This window comes from Clostridium beijerinckii, assembly GCF_018223745.1.
In the GTDB taxonomy this organism is placed as follows: domain Bacteria; phylum Bacillota; class Clostridia; order Clostridiales; family Clostridiaceae; genus Clostridium; species Clostridium beijerinckii.
In genome coordinates this window covers 1,257,728-1,277,248 of the sequence record NZ_CP073653.1, presented here as the reverse complement: position 1 = coordinate 1,277,248, position 19,521 = coordinate 1,257,728, and the positions used below count along the sequence as shown (strand labels likewise).

The window sequence follows — 19,521 nt, the reverse complement described above, 5'->3', positions numbered from 1 at the left end:
ATAGATACGCAATTTAAATCTTCGACTTATTAGATAAACAAATTCGCTAGAAATTATATTTTTTATCTATATCTGTTTCAAGTAAATATCCATATTCCAAACCATATCTATGCCTGAATATATTCTATACTAGAAATAAAGGTCTTGCTTTTGTGGAAGTGTTACATTAGAGGCTAAACTGTAATTATATATCCAATTTAAACCTCTACTTATTAGATAGACAAATCTGCTAGAACTTTGAATTCATGTCTTTACTAGAAATTATAATTATTTATCTATATCCGTCCAATTAGATATCCATATTCCAAACTATATCTATGCCTGAATATACTCTATACCAGAAAGAAGAGGTACTCCTTTGTGTAGTGTTTCATTAAGAATTCAGCTGTAGGTATTTCTTCAGTAGAAGTTGTTCAATTTGAAGTGAGAGTCCAAATTTTATATTTGGATTCTCGAACTTCCTCAGCGAACGTATGTGAGTCGAGTTTCCTTTTTTCAGAAACTTATCGCAGGAGCATGCAGAAATTGGTACAACTTCTACTGTTAGAAATCCACAATCCTATTCTCTAGCATATCAAAACAACACAGTTCCGCTTCTTTCGGTAAATATACTCACAAAACTAATTTATATTACATATAGAATTCTCACTAGAAAGTAGAAACATTTTTATGCAGCAGGCATTTGAAAATAAGCTGTTAAAAGTGCTTGATTGTAGGTTGTTCAGCTACTGCTTGTCACAATGAAATTGGGAGCAAGCAGTAGTGATGCAACCTGCAATTTAGCACTTTCAGCGAAATTTTCATAGTCCTGTGAAATAACAATGTTTCTACTTTCGGTAGATCATTATGTAAATCTATATTACTTTATTTACCTTCTTCACTGCTTCCATAATAGTAGTAGTATTTACCCCTAGTATTTTCTACTGCATGAAGTACAGTACCTAATATATTAGCTCCAACTTTAGTTAATGAATTTTTAGCATCAATTACCGATTCTCTGTTTGTTCTTTGTGCTCTTACAACAAGTATAGTTCCATCTACCTTTGTAGAAAGAATTTGAGCATCTGTAACAGCTTGAAGTGGAGCACTATCTAAAATTACCATATCGTATTTTTCTCCTAATTTTTGTATCAAATTAGTCATGGCAGTTGAAGATAACATTTCCGATGGATTAGGCGGAATCTTGCCAGATGTTAGTATATCAAGGTTTTCGTTACGACTTTGTATTACATTATCTAAATCTTCTTTTCCTATAAGAACTTCTGATAATCCACTTAAGTTCGATAATTTAAAATTTTTATGAACTGAAGGTTTTCTTAAGTCACAATCAACTATTATAACTCTCTTCTCATTTTGAGCAAAAGATAATGCAAGATTACCTGATACAGTAGATTTCCCTTCTGCTGCTTCCGCACTAGTAACTACAATACTTTTAATTGTCTTATCGAAAGATGAATACTGAATATTTGTTCTTAATGTTCTATAAGCTTCTGATACTATTGACTTTGGCTTTTTTTCAACTACAAAGCCTCTATAGTCTTGATTAGCTACTGCTTTATGTAATTTTTTTGCTGAAAACATCTTTTATCCCCCTATTCCAAATCCTCAGGAATTGCACCAATAACAGGAACTCCTAATATTTGTTCTAATTGTTCTTTGCTTTTAAAAGTACTATCCAAGAATTCTAATAAAAATGATAATCCAACACTGATCATAAGTCCAAGTAAAAATGCAATAGCAATATTTAATTTCTTATTAGGGCTAGCCGGATTTTCAGGCAATTCTGCTGGCTCTACTATTTTAACATTACCATTTGGTATAAGATCTGTAGATGTCTTTATAAACTGATTCGTTATAGAATCTAATACTTCTTTACTTAAATTTCTATCCTTGCTTATGTATGTTATTTCTAAAATCTGAGTATTGGCTGCTGGTGTAACAGTTAAATCCTTAAGTACATCTTTTGCCTTTAAATCAAAATCTCCAGCATTAATAGCTTTTTCAACGAGAGCATTAGTCTTTATAACTTCTGCATAAGTTTTTAATAATTGCTGATACATCTGAATATCACTATTATTATAATTTTGATCCTTGCTATCTGTCTTTTCTTTACCTATAAATACTTTTGTGCTTGCTTCATACTTTGGTGCAATTACAAAAAAACTAACAATTCCGGCCGTTAATGTTGCAAGTAAAGTTATTGAAAGTATCATCTTCCATCTTTTTAATAATATATTTATTATTTCTTCGATCCTAATGGACTCCTCAATTCTTATGTTTTCTTCGTTCATCTGTCAAACTCCCTATAATTTCTATTTTTAAATGCATGTACCATTTTTTTCGGTTTAAATCATTTTTTCAAATAATCAGTCGTAAAGGTTTAGTCTAAAATTACACACATCATTAATTTCATTAATCTTCTCAAAAAAATATTCCCCCTAAATAGTTAATTAAATTTAATAACATCACTATTTACCATTATATCATAATTTTTTCTTATATTATACTTAGTATTTAAATTAGACATAAAAAAACAAAATATTTTACACTAATTTTTCTATAAGTTATATTTTGTAATTAAACTTGTTATGTTTTTTTATAAAATTCACATTCTTTAATGCACAATACTTACTTCAATGCACAATGCACAGTGTACAATTCTTACTTCAATTCGCTATTAGGGACATAATTCTTGGGATATTTTTTCGAATCATCATGAGGAGTTATTTGTTTCGATATATATGTAACAAAAATAAGCAGTAAGATCTATAAGTTTCTTACCACTTCATTATAGTTATTATTTTGCGTAGTGTTGCATTGAGAAAAGAGCTATAGGATTCCTTAAGTAGACGTTGTTCCATTGTTGCTTGTCCTGAGTTTTGCCTCAGGAGCATGCAAAAATGGATGCAACTTTTACTTTTAGAAATCCATAGTCCGATTCTCAAAAAATATTATTCCCACAAAACTTTATTCATACATAAAACAGAAATGAGATACATGTTTATGCAGCAGGCATTTGAAAATAAGCTGCAACAAGTGGAGTTTTAATACTATATAACTTTACTTTATATCTACACTAGAAATAAAGGGCATGCTTTTACGGAATGTTGCATCTAGGATTTTGATGGCTATGTTTCTTGATTATAAGTTGTTCTAAAATGCTAGTTCAAAATTTACTTTTGAGGCTAGCATTTTGGGTACAACTTATACTCTTAGAAACATCCATCTAAATCCTTAGCAACTGGAGTAAATGCATGCCCCTTATTTCGGTGGTTTATCCAAATAAAGTTCTATCGCTTAAAGCTTCTGCTCCATTAGCTTTTTCAAAGAGCCCAAGAAGTTTATTATTATCTAATTTTTCTTTTTCTTCACCTTTGACGTCAACTAAAATCTTGCCTCTATGCATCATGAAAAGTCTATTACCATTTTCAAGAGCATGTTTAAGATTATGGGTAACCATAAGTGTTGTTATTCCGCTGTCTTTTACTATATTTCTTGTTATATCCATTATTATTTCTGATGTTTTAGGGTCTAGTGCCGCTGTATGCTCATCTAGTAATAATAATTTTGGTTTAGACATTACTGACATAAGTAGAGTTAAAGCTTGTCTCTGTCCTCCTGATAAAAGCTGTACTTTATTATAAAGCTTATCTTCAAGCCCCAAATTAAGTTCTTTTACCATCTCTTTGTAATAATCTATCCTCTTTTTATTTATCCCAAAGCTAAGCCCAAAGGATTTCCCTTTATTATCTGCAAGAGCGATATTTTCTAATATTGTCATATTAGGTGCTACACCCATTGATGGATTTTGAAAAACCCTCCCAATGGACTTTGATCTTGCGTATTCAGGTTTATTAATAACTTCATCACCATCTAATAATATTGATCCTGAATCTGCTTCAAGAGTTCCAGATATCATATTTAACAATGTTGATTTACCTGCTCCATTTGAACCTATTATACTTATGAAGTCACCTTGCTTAACATCCAATGATAATCTATCAAATACCCTATTTTCATTTATTGTATTTTGATTAAACACTTTGGATAGTTGTTTCACTTTTAACATCTTTAGCACTACCTCCTATAACAGATTTTCTTTTCTTAAATTTCAAGACACCGCTATTAGAACATAATGCTATAACTACAATTATAGCTGTCATTAATTTTAAGTCATTGGCATTTAATCCAAGTTTTAATACTATTGCTATTGCCGCCTTGTATATGATTGCCCCAAGTATTGATAAGGTAGTCACTTTAATAAAAGATAATCTCTCAAATAATGATGTTCCGATAATTACTGCCGCAAGCCCCATTACAACAGTACCAGTTCCCATTCCAACATCACTAAATCCTTGATATTGTGCAGTTAGTGCCCCAGCAAGTGCAACTAATGCATTACTTATCATAAGACCTAACACTTTAACCAAATCTTTATTTACTCCAAGAGATGAAACTACTTGTTCATTATCCCCAACAGCTACAAGCAAAAATCCTGATTTAGTCTTTAAATATAAGTCTAATAGTATTTTAACTACAATAACCATTATCAAAATCACTACTATAGCCGGAATTGATGACTTAAATAAATTAGGAGTATTAAATAATGGAACATTTGCTTTTCCCATTATTCTTAAGTTAATAGAATATAATCCTATCATTACTAATATTCCAGCCATTAAATTTGTTATTTTAAGCTTAACATGCAAAAATGCTGTTATTCCTCCAGCTAATGCTCCACCTAAGGTTGCTATTATTATACTAATCCATGGATTAACCCCATTTACCAAAAGAGCTGCTGAAATTGCAGCCCCAAGTGGGAATGTAGAGTCCACTGATAAATCAGGAAAATCTAAAATTTTATAAGTTATATATACTCCGATTGAAACTAATGAAAATAGCAGCCCTTGTTCTAAAATATTTATTAAAACACCCACTACTCAACGCCTCCAGTTACCTTTTTACAATTTGATTCTATATCTGCTGGAAGTGTTATATTTAATTTCTTAACTACATCAGTGTTTATAGTAAATGACATATCACTTAATGTGCTTATTTCAACATCTGATGGCTTCTTTCCATCTAAAACTTCTGCTGCTTTATATCCAGCTTCTTTTCCTAGCTTGTAATAATCTATTCCTATAGAAGCAAGTCCACCTTTAGTTACTACTGCTTCTTCTGCACCTATTATAGGAACGTTTTTATCTAAACAAAGTTTACCTACTAACGCATATCCTGAAGCAACTGTGTTATCTGTAGGTGTATATAATACATCTATTTGACCTAAAGCACTTGCTAAATTTTGATTTATCTCATTAACATTTGTAACACCAATTTCTTTTACTGCTAAGCCTTGTTTATCTGCCGCTGCTTTAAGCTCATCAACTTGAGTTACAGAATTTGTTTCTGAAGTGTTATAAATTACTCCTACTGTTTTAGCATTTGGAAGTAATTTTTTTAATAATTCTATTTGCTTGTCCACAGGAACTTTATCTGATGTACCTGTAACATTTGTTCCCGAGCTCTTCCAATCCTTTGCTACTTCTGCTTTAACAGGATCTGTTACTGCTGTGAATATTATTGGAATATCCTTAGTTGAATTATAAGCTGCTTGAACTGCTGGTGTTGCAATTGCAAAAATCAAGTCTTTCTTTGCATCTGTAAATTGCTTAGCAATTGTTTGAGCATTAGCTTGTTCACCCTGAGCATTTTGTTGTTCAATTTTAATATTCTTACCTTCTTCATATCCCTTTTCTTTTAATCCATCAACAAATCCCTTATTAGACGCATCTAAAGCATCATGTTGAACTAACTGAATCACTCCAATATTCTTCACTGCCGATGATGCAGCACCTCCATTATTAGAATCCGTTGCACTCTTTCCACATCCTGCAAGAATTCCTCCAACTAAAACTGTACATAGCAGCATGGCTGCTTTCTTTTTTCCTACCATATTTCTATCCTCCTACTATATTCTTATTATCAATTTCCTACTATACTTCAAAATGCCAACTACCTTCTCAATAAATACAATCATAATTATATATCTATATTTATGATAAATATTCAAATAAATTGATAATAATTTATAAATCTTTTAAGTTATGATATCATATTTTGAAATACTTGTAAAGTTGCTACCCTTACTTTGCAAGCTTTTTTAGTTTTTTAGTATAAAAATTATACATCAATTCACAATGCACAGTTCACAATGCACAATGCTCAATTCGTAATCCACAATTCGCGATGCATAATTTACAGTTCACATTTTATAATTCACAATGCACAATTCATAATTCACAGCTCACAATTTACAATGAAGATTTCAATATATATATTTAGAAAAGCCGACGGCTTTTCCTCCTTAATTGTGCATTGTGAACTGATAATTGTGAATTGTTATTTTCTTCATATATATAAGAGAACACAAAAAAGGGGTTGTCGCATTAACGGATTAAAATTCGTTAGCAACAAACCCTTTTCTTTCATGTATGTATATCAGCAGTATACTTGTATTATTCTTTTTTGTTTTTCACCAAAATTCACAAATTCCTCATCTAGCTTTCCTGTTTCGTTTTTAGTTTTTCTAAAATCAAATATTAAAAGATAGCCTTCTTCTAATCCATACTGTTCTAAATATTCACTTAACTGTATTAAGCCTTTTTTGTGGTAAGCTTCTCCATTCCATTTCTTAAGTTCTAATATATACATTTTCTTATTATAAGTTATGACTATATCAAAACGTTTTTCATCTCCACCCTGTACTTCCTTAAATGCAAACCCTGTGCCATTTATTATTGGACTTATAAAAGCTAAAAATAGTAATCTTCCATCTGCTTCTAAAAAAGCTTCTCTTTTCGCTGAGTATTCGTGTTTCATTAACTCTGAGAATTTTATTAAAATCTTTTTTACATCCAGATTTCCATCCTCTTTTATAAAATTCGACTTATAATTATATTGAGACATAACTGATTTCTTATCCTGCCTTATTACTTTCATCATCATATGATTATAAATCAATTGCTCATAAAGCTTATTATTTATTTTACAAACTCCATCTTTTTCTTTTAAAATACCGTATATACTTCCTAAACTTACTATATTATCTGTTTTTATATAATTTATATTTTCGTTATCTAATACTATTCTTTTAACAAAATCATATAGCTCCTCATTGTTTTCTATATTTTTAATAAGACTCTCAAAATTAGTATTACTATCTTTTAATATTTCTTTTACAGCTAAATCCATATATTCCTTTTCCCAAACAAATTCATTATCACTCATTATCTTTTCATCTATTATCTTACATAATTTGCTTACTAAAAACGGATATCCTTCTGTATAAAAATAAAGCTTTTCTGAAAAGTATTCTTTATCTAATATAACTTTTTTATCTTCTACATAATCCTCAAGCATAGTCATTATTTCTTCTTTTGAAAAACTCATATCAACATCAAAATCTGAGGCTATATTCCAAGGGCTGTTATATTTATGTTCTTCATCACTTCTTATTTTAACTTTAAGAGTTTTAACATCATAGACACCAGCCAAAATTATACTGTGAAAAGTATAATCCCGCCCTTCACTTCTAAGAAGATATTTGTTTCTAAGCATTCCTAAAAAACTCAAAAACAATTGATTATTACTGCTTTTATCAACTTCATCTATCATTAATACTACCTTTTTGTTTATCTCTCTAACAAATTTAGTTATAAAATAGGATAAATCATCTAAGGTTTCTACGCTTTCTTTATTAGAAGAAATAAATTTTGATAATTCAACATTTTCAAACTCGATTGTACGTTCTAATATTTTCATAAAACCTTTACTAAACCTATTTTCATCCTCAAAAATCAAATCGCCTATACCTTCAAAGCTTATCTTTATAGGAAAATAATCTTCTGATTCCTTTAACTTATTATCTAGTAAAAATAAAGTTGTAGTTTTCCCATATTGTCTTGGTCTATTTATCACGAAATACTCTTCACCATCAATAAGCTTCATTATTTTATCTATTTTTTTCGAAATATCTACAATGTAATGTTTATTAGGAATGCAAGTTCCAGTGACATTAAATTTTTTTAACATAATTTTATCACCATCCCATAAATAATATTTAATTCTGTTAATTGTTTCCTGCTATAAAGGTAATGCCCTATGCCCTATTCCTATAACTACTTCATCTAAGTGCAGAAGTCCAATACTTAAGAATATACACACTGAAATATGTTCTCCGCCTCTAGCTATTCCAATTTTTCCACCTACATTTTGCCCATTTGCTCTATTTGCAACTTGAATTACCGCATCTCTAGTTGCACCTATAACAGCACCTTCATGCAAATGTTCTTCTCTTATTAACTCGTTTCTTTTTGCAGCAACTAATGCACTTTCAAGTATTTTAGCTATCGATGAATTAATATTTCCACCTATATTTACTGCGGTGACTTTAATTCCCTTCTCTGCATATACTTTCTTTAAATGCTCTTCTTCATGTCTATCACATATAGCCATTTTAGTAGCTATCTTTGCAACTCTTGTACTATTGCTTTCCATTTTTACACTCTCCAATCAATCTAAACCTATAACATTGATCTGATTAACTTAAACATATACCTGAAAAATATCCTTTCCATTAATATTAGATCTTTCTTCTTTAAACTCTTTGTTTTTATTAAAATTAAAGATTAAGAGATACCCTTTATTTAAATCATGTATATTCAAATAATCACAAAGCTGCTCGATTCCCTTTTCGTGGTATTTTAAACCTCTCCATATTTTCATCTCAATTATATACTTAAACTTATTGTAGGTTATAACTACATCTAATCTTTTCTCTTCTGAAACTTGAACTTCCTTAAAATCAAATCCTGTTCCATTTATTATAGGCTTTATAAATGCTAAAAATAACAATCTTCCATGATGTTCTATAAACTCACTATCTTTAGAAGAATACTGCTCCTTCATAAAATGCTGAAATCTCTTAAGTATTTTTTCTATATTTAAGCCACCATCTTTTTTTATAAATGCTTCCTTAAAGTTATACTCTTCTATATTGTTATAATTATTTTCAAGCTTTGAAATCATATAATTATATATTATTTCTCCAAATATTTTATTAGATATAGATACTTTTCCGTTTTTATTTTTAAAATAACCATATGTGCTTCCAATTTCTATAATTGGATTATAGCTATTAAACCCCTTATCGTTTCCATTTACTATTATGTCTTCAATGTAATCATAAAGTTCTTTATTGTTTTCTAAGTTCTTTATTAAACTATCAAATAAAGTATTTTTTTCTTCTAAAATAATTTTAACTGCCTTTTGTATATCTTCACCCTCCCAAGGCCCTTTATCCAATTCATAAATTTTTTCATCTACAATTTGGCATAGCCTGCTAACTAAAAACGGGTATCCATCTGTAAAAAAGTGAATCTCTTCACTAAGTTTATCTATATCCATAGATAAAGAATTTTCTATTGCATATTCATTTAGCATAGTAGCTATTTCTTTGGGCGAAAAACTCATATCCACATTGAAATCAACAGCAATATTCCATGGGGAATTATATTTAGCTTCCTCTTTATTTCTAATTTTTAATTTTAGACTCTTCACATCATATACCCCTGCCAAAATGACACTTTTAAAAGTGAAGTCCTTTCCAACTTCCCTCCCAAGGTACTTATTTCTAAGCATTCCAAGAAAACTTAAAAACAACTGATTATTTGAGCTTTTATCTACTTCATCTATAATTAAAACAACTTCCTTTTTAGCTTTTTCAACGAACTTTGTTATTATTTCTGATAATTCTTCAATGTCATTAATCTCTCTACTTAAATTTTCTAACCTATTGCTTTCTTCTTTATCTACAAATGCTAGATCTTTAATTATTAGCTTCAAAAATTTGTTGCAAAAACTTTTTTCCTCTTCGAATACGATATCTCCAATTCCTTCAAAGCTTATATTTATAACTAAATATACATCCTTTAATCTATTATTTATCTCATTCAAAGTCGTCGTTTTTCCATATTGTCTAGGCCTATTTATAGTAAAATAAAATTCATTATCTATAAGTTTCTTTATTTGTTCAATTTTCTTACTTATGTCAACCATATAGTATTTTCTTGAAACACAAACCCCAGTACTATTAAACCTTTTCTTCATACTCTATACACACCACCGATCTTTAACTGATTTATTATATTATATCCTATAAGTTATTTTAATAAAACAAAAAATAGGGCTAAAGAGTATTTCTCTACCCTTTAGCCCCTATATTAAATCTTGCCATATATAAATCAATTATAAGCTATAGATATCCAACTTTAAAACTAGACTTATGTGATACCTTACCGAAATCATAAATATTTTGATTCCGAAAAGCTATGAAAATATCGCTGAAGGTTCTAAGCAGCAGGTTGTATCCACTTTAGCATGCTCCAACTTTCAGTTTGACAAGCTAAAATGGAACAACCTACAGCTAAGACCCTTTAACAGCTCATTTTCAAATGTTTTCTCCACAAATATATTTATGATTTCTAGTGAAGATATGAGCTTAAAGTTTTAGTAACTTTGTAAATATGTTCATCTAATAAGTCTAATTCTTAAATTGTTTATCTATATAGATAACACAATCATAAACTATACTTACACCATGAAATATCTTCAAACCAGAAACTGGAATAAAAGTATGTTATTCATTTCGGCGAGTTATATGAATAAGTTCAGGTCTTAGTGGATATCTATAGATTCATACTATAAAATTAATAAAAATTCCCCATAGCTCTGAATTTATTATATCTATTATCTATTAGTTCGTTTAAATCTTTTTCTTTTAACTCTAACAAGTTATCTACAATTGTTTTCTTAAGAGCCTCTGCTGCTTTAACAGGGTTTTTATGTGCACCACCCCTAGGTTCTTTTACGATACCATCAATTATATCAAAACCCTTTAAATCTTTAGCAGTAATTTTCGCAACTGCTGCTGCTTCTTTAACTCTGTTTGGATCTTTCCATAGAATCGAAGCAAATCCTTCTGGTGAAAGAACTGAATATATAGAATGTTCTAACATAAAGATTTTATCTGCAACTGCTAAAGCTAAAGCTCCTCCACTTTCGCCTTCACCTGTTATAATTGAAATTATTGGTGTCTTTAATCTACTTAATTCAAAAAGATTATTTGCTATAGCCTGCCCTTGACCTCTTTCTTCTGCTCCCATACCTGGAAATGCTCCCATAGTATCTATAAAACAAATTACAGGTCTTTTAAATTTTTCAGCCTGCTTCATAAGTCTTAATGCTTTTCTATATCCTTCCGGATTAGGCATTCCAAAATTTCTTTTTATATACTCACTAGTATTTGATCCTTTAGTTATTGCTATAACTGTAACATTTATATCATTAATAGATGCGATTCCACCAATTATAGCTTGATCATCACCAAAGTTTCTGTCTCCATGAAATTCAATGAAATCTTTAAATATAGTTTCTATATAATATTGCCCAGATGGTCTGTCTTTGTGCCTTGCTATTTCAACACTTTCCCATGGTGTTACATTAATTTTCATAAAATCTTTATCCATAATTAATTCCTCACTCCATGCAAAATAAGAATTTTATATATACATGCCCTCATATTCTTTCTTTCAACAATGGCATCAACAAAACCTTTTTCAAGTAAAAATTCTGCTTTTTGAAAATTATCTGGAAGAGTTTCTTTAATTGTGTTCTCAATAACTCTTCTTCCTGCAAATCCTATTAATGCATTCGGCTCACTTAAAATGATGTCACCTTCCATTGCAAAACTTGCAGTTACTCCTCCAGTTGTTGGATCTGTTAATATAGAAATATATAAAAGACCAGCTTCACTATGCTTTGCTAGAGCTGCACTTATTTTTGCCATTTGCATAAGTGAAAAAATACCTTCCTGCATTCTAGCACCGCCAGATGCTGTAAAAATCATTAATGGAAGCTTATTTTCTGTGGCATGTTCTATAAGTCTTGTAATCTTTTCACCAACTACAGTCCCCATACTTCCCATCATAAAGAAGCTATCCATAATAGCACATGCTACTTCTATACCATTTAGCTTTCCAACTCCAGTAACAACAGCTTCTGTACTATCAGTCTTAGTGCTTTTTAACTTTTCTTCATAGCCTTTAAAATCTAATGGATTAGTAGTTTTTAAGTCTTTCCAGAATTCCTTAAAAGTATCTTTATCAAAAAATACTTTTATTCTTTCTTTTGCATTAAGTCTAAAATGATGACCACAAGTTGCACAAACGAACTTAGAATTTTCTAAGTCTTCTGCATATATCATCGAATTACACTTATCACATTTTTCCCACATACCTGATGGTATATTAGGCTTTTCTTCAGAAACACTCTTTTTTAACGTTGAGGATTTAACAGTTGCATATTGTCTTTTTACAAATAAATCCTTAAGCATTCTTCTTCACCATCTTTTCTGCTAAAAATGAAGTATCATAATCTCCTTCTAAGAATTCTTTAGTATGAAGTATTGATAATTCAAAATCAATATTAGTTTTTACCCCACCTACTGCAAATTCTGCTAATGCTCTATCCATTTTTACAATAGCTTCATTTCTATTATCACCAAAAGTAATTAATTTAGCTATCATAGAATCATAGCAATGAGGAATTTTATACCCACAGAATATAGCTGAATCAACTCTTACTCCCATACCCCCTGGGACACAAAGCTCTTCGATTGTTCCTGGACATGGTCTGAAATCATGTTCTGGATCTTCTGCATTAACTCTACATTCTATTGCATGACCTTTAATCTTTATATCATCTTGAGTATAAGCTAATTTTTCTCCTGAAGCTATCTTCAATTGTTCTTTTACTAAGTCTATACCTGTAATCATTTCAGTAATTGGATGCTCTACTTGTATTCTAGTATTCATTTCCATGAAGTAGAAATTATTATCTCTATCAAACAAGAATTCTATAGTTCCTGCATTCTTATAATCTACAGCTAGAGCTGCTTTCTTTGCAATTTCACCCATTTTAGCTCTTAATTCTTCTGTTAATACATTTGATGGTGCTTCTTCTAAAACCTTTTGGTTCTTTCTTTGCATCGAGCATTCTCTTTCACATAAATGTATAACATGGCCATGTTCATCGGCTAATATTTGAAATTCAATATGCTTTGGCTTTTGAACAAATTTTTCTATATATAATGAATCATCCCCAAAACAAGCTTTTGCTTCTGTTTTAGCAGTTTTAAAGCCCATTAAGAATTCTTCATCATTATTAGCAACTCTTATTCCTTTACCGCCGCCACCTGCTGATGCTTTTATCATTATTGGGTATCCAATACCTTTTGCAATTTCTAAAGCATGGGCTTCATCTCTTATTTCACCTTCATATCCAGGTACTACAGGAACACCAGAAGCTTTCATAATTTCTCTTGCTTTAGCCTTATTTCCCATAAGCTCAATTGTCTCATAATCAGGACCTATAAATTTAATATTGCATTGTCTACACATCTTTGCGAATTTAGGATTTTCTGATAAAAATCCAAACCCTGGATGTATAGCGTCAGCTCCAGTTAAAACACATGCACTTAGAATGTTTGTTATGTTTAAATAACTATCTTTAGGCATTGCAGAACCAATACATACAGCTTCATCTGCAAGTTGAGTATGAAGTGCTTCTTTATCTATTTCTGAATAAACAGCTACTGTACTTATTCCCATTTCTCTACAAGCTCTAATTATTCTAACTGCAATTTCTCCTCTGTTGGCAATTAGCACTTTCTTTAACATTTTTATCACCTATCCTACTGCAACGCAAAAAGTATTTCAGCTTCACAAACTGTTTTTCCATCTACTGAGGCAATCCCTTTTCCAATACCTATAGGTCCTTTAATCTTAATAATTTCACAATATAAATCAAGCTTATCTCCAGGTACAACTTTTCCTTTAAATCTAACTTTATTTATACCTGCAAATAATGGAGTCTTACCTTTAAATCTTTCCATTGAAAGAATAGCAACTGTTCCTGTTTGAGCTAAAGCTTCAACTTGAAGTACTCCTGGCATAATTGGTTCTTCTGGATAATGCCCTTGAAAGAATGCTTCATTTGCAGAAACATTTTTATATCCTCTTACAAATTGTTTTTCTTCTATTTCCATTTCAGTTACTCTATCTACTAAAAGCATTGGGTATCTATGTGGTATAATCTTTTTTATTTCATTTATGTTAAGCATTAATTATTCCCCCTTAACCTTAAATAATGGCTGGCCATATTCTACCATATCTCCGTCATTAGCTAAGCGTTCTACTATTACTCCATTATATTCGCTTTCGATTTCATTCATAAGCTTCATAGCTTCTATAATGCAAATAACCTTTCCCTTAGAAACTGTGCCGCCAACTTCTACGAAAGGTGAGCTTTCTGGTGATGCTGAAGAGTAAAATGTTCCAACCATAGGAGAAGTTATAATACTTACATCCTTATCGTCTATAACTACTTCTTTTTCAGCAGCCTTTACTTCTTCTTTCTCCACTATATGATTTTCTGATCTTTCTACTGAACTAAGTGAACTAGCAGCAGTGTTAACCTGATTATTTACAGCTGGAGTATAATTTCCTGAGCCATTATCAGCTAATCCTCTAGTTAATGATTTATCCATCTTTATATGATCATTTCCACTTTGAAGCTCAAAAAAGGCTAAACTTGAAGAGTCAACCAATTTAACAAGCTCTTTAATTTTTTCAAAGTCCATAAAAATATCCTCCTCTTATATATGTTGCAATTCACAATTCATAATTATCAATTCACAATGCACAATGCACAATTCACAGCTTAATGCACAATGCTCAATTATCAATTCACATTTCAATTCGCAATGCTCAATTCATAATTCAATGCACAATTCACAATTATCATTTCACAATGCACAATTATCAATTATCAATTCACATTTACGTATGAAATTCTTGTAATATTTTTAGAATTATTCTTAGGAATTATTTTTTGCAATGTATATATATATCTTATTCAAAAATATTATTTATATATTTTATGCCGTACTAAGTCACATTCAAAAAGTTAATATTTCTTATTAACTGCATTTAACTTTTCTGGCATAAAATATATGTAACACTTTTTATTTTACCAAATATATCTTCATTATTTCCACTTTTTCAAAAGTAAAGTGGCATTATGTCCACCAAAGCCTAAAGAGTTAGTAAGTGCATATTCTAAATCTTGCTTTCTTCCAACGTTAGGCACATAATCTAAATCTAATTCTTCATCTTTTGTTTCATATCCGATTGTTGGCGGGATAAATCCTTCTTCAAGAGCCTTTGCACATATTATTGCTTCTATTGCTCCTGCTGCTCCTAAAAGATGACCTGTCATAGATTTTGTTGAAGATATTGGAACTTTGTATGCATCTTCTCCAAACGCCTTTTTAATAGCTGCTGTTTCAAATTTATCATTTAATTCTGTTGAAGTTCCATGAGCATTTATATAAGAAACTTGTTCTGGTTTAATTCCTGCCTCTTGCAACGCATCAGCCATAGCTCTTGAAGCTCCTGCTCCTTCTGGATCTGGAGATGTAATATGATATGCATCACAAGTTGATCCATATCCTACAACTTCAGCTATGATGTTTGCACCTCTAGCTTCAGCATGTTCTAAAGATTCAAGAATTACAACTCCTGCACCTTCTCCCATTACAAATCCGCCTCTTTCCTTATCGAAAGGGATAGAAGCTCTTTCTGGATCATTTCCTGAATTTAATGCCTTCATACTATGAAATCCAGTAACTCCAAGTCTAGTTATAGGTGCTTCTGCTCCACCTGCAAGCATTACATCTGCATAACCATGTTTTATTGTTCTAAATGCATCACCAATATTGTTTGTTCCTGTTGCACAAGCAGTTACTGCTGATGTACATGGTCCTCTTAATCCATATTTAATAGCTACATTTCCTGCACCTAAATTTATTATTGTCATAGGAACGAAAAATGGAGATACTCTTTTAGACTTTCCAGTTGCAATTTTAGTACATTCAGTTTCAATAGTTTCAAATCCACCTATACCAGATCCAAGCATTACTCCAAATCTTTCTAGATTTTCTTTTTCTAAATCTATTCCTGAATTCTTTATTGCTTCATCTGATGCAACCAAAGCAAATTGAGCAAATCTATCTAATCTCTTTGCTTCTTTCTTACCTATTAAAGTATCTGGATCAAAGCCCTTAACTTCTGCTGCTATTTTTACATCTACTAAATCTTTATCAACTAAAGTTATATAATCTATTCCTAGCTTTCCGCTTTTTGCATTATCCCAAAACGTACTTACATCATTTCCTATCGGAGTCAGAGCTCCCATCCCCGTAATTACTACTCTTCTTTCCATAAATCAAACTTCCTCCATTACATTAACATTCCACCGTCAACCTGGATAACTTGCCCTGTAACATAATCTGCACTTTCACTTGCAAGGAAAGCTACAACATTTGCTACATCACTTGCTTTTCCTAATCTCTTAAGCGGTATAGTCTTCTTCATCTCTTCTTTGTATTTATCTGCTAGAGCTTCTGTCATATCTGTTTCGATATATCCTGGTGCTACTGCATTTACAGTGATTCCTCTTGAACCAACTTCTCTAGCTAATGATTTTGTCATTCCAATTACTCCTGCTTTAGACGCAGAATAATTTACTTGACCTGCATTTCCAGTAATTCCAACTACTGATGAAAGATTTATTATCTTTCCATGTTTTTGTTTCATCATAATTGGAGTTATAGCTTTTAAGCAGTTAAACACACCTTTTAGATTAACATCAATAACATTATCAAAATCTTCTTCTTTCATTCTGATTATTAATGCATCTTTTGTGATTCCTGCATTATTTACCATTATATCTATAGTGCCAAATTTTTCTTTAGCAGAATTGATAAGATTATCAACTTCTTCTGACTTAGATATATCACCTTTTACACATAAAGTTTCTACACCCATGCCTTTTATTTCATTTTCAACTTCTAATGCTTCTTTTTCATTACTTCTATAATTTAAAACTATATTAGCTCCAAGAGATGCAAGCTTTAAAGCTATTGCCTTTCCAATTCCTCTTGATGCTCCTGTAACAATTGCACATTTTCCTTTTAGCATATATTAAATTACCTCCTATTGTTATAAACAATTAACCTATAACTGAGCTGCAAATAATCATTTATAATCCATCTACTCATTCTAAATAACTATTACTATATTTTACAATAATAAGCCTACATTTAAAATCCTAGCAGACCATGTGTCAGTTAAGATAAAAATGCAGATACTTACTTTTAATAAATATATATTTATATATTAAAGATTGCTTTTAATCTTATCAATTGTATTTTTCAATGAATCCATATCCTCAACATTTAAAAGACTTGCACTCTTATCTATTTTCTTAACAAATCCTCTAAGTGCTTTTCCAGGACCTACTTCTATAAATGTATCAACGCCGCTATCTATCATATGATTTATAGTCTTTTCAAAAAGGACTGATGTTCTTATATGTCTCTTTAATAATTCTTTAACATCATCTTCTTTTTCATAAGGAAGCCCTTTAACATTTGAATAAACTACTTTGTCAAGTTCTTTAATATCAACATTTTTTATAGTATTAAAGAATTCTTCACTTGCAGGCTCAAGAAGGGAACTATGAAATGGTCCACTAACCTTTAGCGGAATTCCAAGGCCTCCTAATTCTTTTGCAATTTTTACGGCTTCATCGATTGCTTTGTTTTCTCCTGAAATAACTACTTGGCCTGGGCAGTTATAGTTAGCCCCTTCAACTATTCCAAATTCACCTGCTCTAGTTAATAATTCTTGTATCTTTTCATCATTTAATTTTAACACAGCAGCCATTTTTCCAAGGCCTTCTGGTAGCGCACTACCCATTATTCTTCCTCTTTCTTTTATAAGAAGTAATCCTTCTTCTAAAGAAAGTGCTCCCCCGTATATTAACGCTGCATATTCTCCTAAGCTAAGACCTGCTGCATAATCTGCTTCAATGCCATTTATCTCTAGTGCTTTTAACGCGATAAGTGATGCAACAAGTATTGTAGGTTGTGCATTTTCTGTTGCTGTTAAAATTTCTTCTGGCCCTTCGAACATCATTTTCTTAATAGGCATATTTAAAATTTCTTCACTACGATCTAATATTTCTTTACATTCTGGTATATTATCGCAAAGTTCTTTTGCCATTCCAATAGTTTGAACTCCTTGACCTGGAAAAAGAAATGCAGTCTTACTACTATTCATGATTCCCTCCAAAACGCTTAAATATTTCATTTGATTCTGTAAATAATTCTTCAATCATTTCCTTACATGATTGTTCCTTGCAAATAAGTCCTGCTATTTGACCTGACATAAGTGATCCATTATCCACATCACCATCTACAACAGCCTTTTTAAGCGCACCAATTCCAAGCTTTTCTAATTCTTCAGCAGATGCTCCTTCTTTTTCTAACTTAAGATAAGTTCTTGCAAGCTTATTTCTTAGAACTCTAACTGGGTGACCTGTTGGTCTTCCTGTTACTTCTGTATCTATATCATTGGCTTTTAGTACTTTATCTTTATAATTTTGATGTATTGTACATTCTTTTGCCACTAAGAATCTTGTTCCAACTTGAATTCCTTCAGCGCCTAGCATAAATGATGCAGCTACTCCTCTACCATCACCTATTCCTCCAGCTGCTATAACTGGTACGCTTACAGCATCAACAACTTGTGGTACTAATGTCATAGTAGTTAACTGACCTACATGCCCACCTGATTCAGTACCTTCTGCAATAATTGCATCAGCTCCTGACTTTTCCATTCTTTTAGCTAGTGCTACAGAAGCTACTACTGGTATAACCTTTATTCCATGAGCCTTCCATTTTTCCATATACTTTCCTGGACTTCCTGCACCAGTTGTAACAACAGATACGCCTTCTTCACATACTAATTCTGCTATTTCCTCAGCATTTTCTGCCATTAACATTATATTTACACCGAATGGCTTATTGGTTAATTCCTTTGTTTTCTTTATCTGTTCTCTTACCCATTCAGTTGGTGCTGCCCCAGTTATTATTCCAAGTCCACCAGCTTCACTTACTGCTGAAGCTAAAGATGCATCTGCAATTCTTGCCATAGCACCTTGAAATATAGGATATTCTATTTTTAACAGGTCACATACTCTATTTTTTTCCACAACATATTCCTCCTACCATTACCAATCACAAAATATCGCTTAATGTACTATCTCTTACTATAATAATGGAACTTCCTGTATTTTAATCTTATCTATGTATAATAGCCATTTTGCCTATTATGATAAGTAATTTTACTATTATAGCATATTTTTATCAATGAGATTACTAAAAAGTTAAAAATAAGTTCATATTCTCCAACGTTTATACATTGGTTTTTTTATAAATATTAAATTGCATCTTGTATTATTTTAATCTCAAATGATATGATATTTGTTTCCATAACC

The 19,521-nt window shown here is 31.0% G+C and carries 17 protein-coding genes; all 17 read right to left on the bottom strand.

Translation table 11 applies throughout. The features are described from left to right. Positions 1-864: 864 nt before the first annotated feature. Positions 865-1,581: a CpsD/CapB family tyrosine-protein kinase gene (locus KEC93_RS05835; RefSeq protein WP_077868884.1), complete on the bottom strand. Its 717-nt coding sequence runs from the start codon at positions 1,579-1,581 to the stop codon at positions 865-867. 11 nt (positions 1,582-1,592) lie between these two features. Then, positions 1,593-2,291: a YveK family protein gene (locus KEC93_RS05830; protein ID WP_077868885.1), complete on the bottom strand. Its 699-nt coding sequence runs from the start codon at positions 2,289-2,291 to the stop codon at positions 1,593-1,595. 983 nt (positions 2,292-3,274) lie between these two features. Beyond that, positions 3,275-4,069 (bottom strand): ABC transporter ATP-binding protein, encoded by a 795-nt coding sequence (locus KEC93_RS05825; protein WP_011968424.1) that lies wholly within the window; start codon positions 4,067-4,069, stop codon positions 3,275-3,277. Next, the gene (locus KEC93_RS05820; RefSeq protein WP_011968423.1) at positions 4,035-4,937 is read right to left on the bottom strand and encodes an ABC transporter permease; all 903 of its coding nucleotides are present in this window, start codon (positions 4,935-4,937) and stop codon (positions 4,035-4,037) included. Before KEC93_RS05820 ends, KEC93_RS05825 begins: the two co-directional genes overlap by 35 nt. Then, on the bottom strand, positions 4,937-5,953 hold the full coding sequence (locus tag KEC93_RS05815; protein ID WP_039771287.1) for an ABC transporter substrate-binding protein: 1,017 nt from the start codon (positions 5,951-5,953) through the stop codon (positions 4,937-4,939). The genes KEC93_RS05820 and KEC93_RS05815 overlap by 1 nt, the downstream gene beginning before the upstream one ends. Before the next feature lie 545 nt (positions 5,954-6,498). Continuing rightward, positions 6,499-8,091: an AAA family ATPase gene (locus KEC93_RS05810; RefSeq protein ID WP_077868886.1), complete on the bottom strand. Its 1,593-nt coding sequence runs from the start codon at positions 8,089-8,091 to the stop codon at positions 6,499-6,501. A 51-nt stretch (positions 8,092-8,142) separates the two neighbouring features. Beyond that, positions 8,143-8,556, bottom strand: a complete 414-nt coding sequence (locus tag KEC93_RS05805) for a HutP family protein (RefSeq protein ID WP_077868887.1) — start codon at positions 8,554-8,556, stop codon at positions 8,143-8,145. A 48-nt stretch (positions 8,557-8,604) separates the two neighbouring features. After that, positions 8,605-10,167 carry an AAA family ATPase gene (locus KEC93_RS05800; protein WP_077868888.1) on the bottom strand — a complete coding sequence of 521 codons (1,563 nt, stop codon included), beginning with the start codon at positions 10,165-10,167 and terminating at the stop codon, positions 8,605-8,607. Between the two features lie 599 nt (positions 10,168-10,766). After that, positions 10,767-11,585, bottom strand: a complete 819-nt coding sequence (locus KEC93_RS05795) for an acetyl-CoA carboxylase carboxyltransferase subunit alpha (protein ID WP_077868889.1) — start codon at positions 11,583-11,585, stop codon at positions 10,767-10,769. A gap of 2 nt (positions 11,586-11,587) precedes the next feature. Then, complete coding sequence (accD, locus tag KEC93_RS05790; RefSeq protein WP_039771293.1) at positions 11,588-12,451, bottom strand: acetyl-CoA carboxylase, carboxyltransferase subunit beta; 864 nt, start codon at positions 12,449-12,451, stop codon at positions 11,588-11,590. Continuing rightward, complete coding sequence (locus KEC93_RS05785; protein ID WP_039771295.1) at positions 12,444-13,796, bottom strand: acetyl-CoA carboxylase biotin carboxylase subunit; 1,353 nt, start codon at positions 13,794-13,796, stop codon at positions 12,444-12,446. Before KEC93_RS05785 ends, accD begins: the two co-directional genes overlap by 8 nt. Before the next feature lie 14 nt (positions 13,797-13,810). After that, positions 13,811-14,239, bottom strand: coding sequence for a 3-hydroxyacyl-ACP dehydratase FabZ (gene fabZ / locus KEC93_RS05780; protein WP_077868890.1), 429 nt, complete (start codon positions 14,237-14,239; stop codon positions 13,811-13,813). 3 nt (positions 14,240-14,242) lie between these two features. Beyond that, entirely contained in the window at positions 14,243-14,758 is a 516-nt protein-coding gene (gene accB / locus KEC93_RS05775; RefSeq protein WP_039771297.1) for an acetyl-CoA carboxylase biotin carboxyl carrier protein, read from the bottom strand. A 407-nt stretch (positions 14,759-15,165) separates the two neighbouring features. Further along, the gene (gene fabF, locus KEC93_RS05770) at positions 15,166-16,401 is read right to left on the bottom strand and encodes a beta-ketoacyl-ACP synthase II (RefSeq protein ID WP_077868891.1); all 1,236 of its coding nucleotides are present in this window, start codon (positions 16,399-16,401) and stop codon (positions 15,166-15,168) included. Between the two features lie 17 nt (positions 16,402-16,418). Beyond that, positions 16,419-17,159, bottom strand: coding sequence for a 3-oxoacyl-[acyl-carrier-protein] reductase (fabG, locus tag KEC93_RS05765; protein ID WP_017210853.1), 741 nt, complete (start codon positions 17,157-17,159; stop codon positions 16,419-16,421). Between the two features lie 198 nt (positions 17,160-17,357). Next, a complete protein-coding gene (gene fabD, locus KEC93_RS05760) occupies positions 17,358-18,302 on the bottom strand; it encodes an ACP S-malonyltransferase (RefSeq protein ID WP_077868892.1) in 945 nt (314 codons plus the stop codon). Then, positions 18,295-19,236: an enoyl-[acyl-carrier-protein] reductase FabK gene (fabK, locus tag KEC93_RS05755; protein WP_011968412.1), complete on the bottom strand. Its 942-nt coding sequence runs from the start codon at positions 19,234-19,236 to the stop codon at positions 18,295-18,297. Before fabK ends, fabD begins: the two co-directional genes overlap by 8 nt. Positions 19,237-19,521 lie beyond the last annotated feature (285 nt).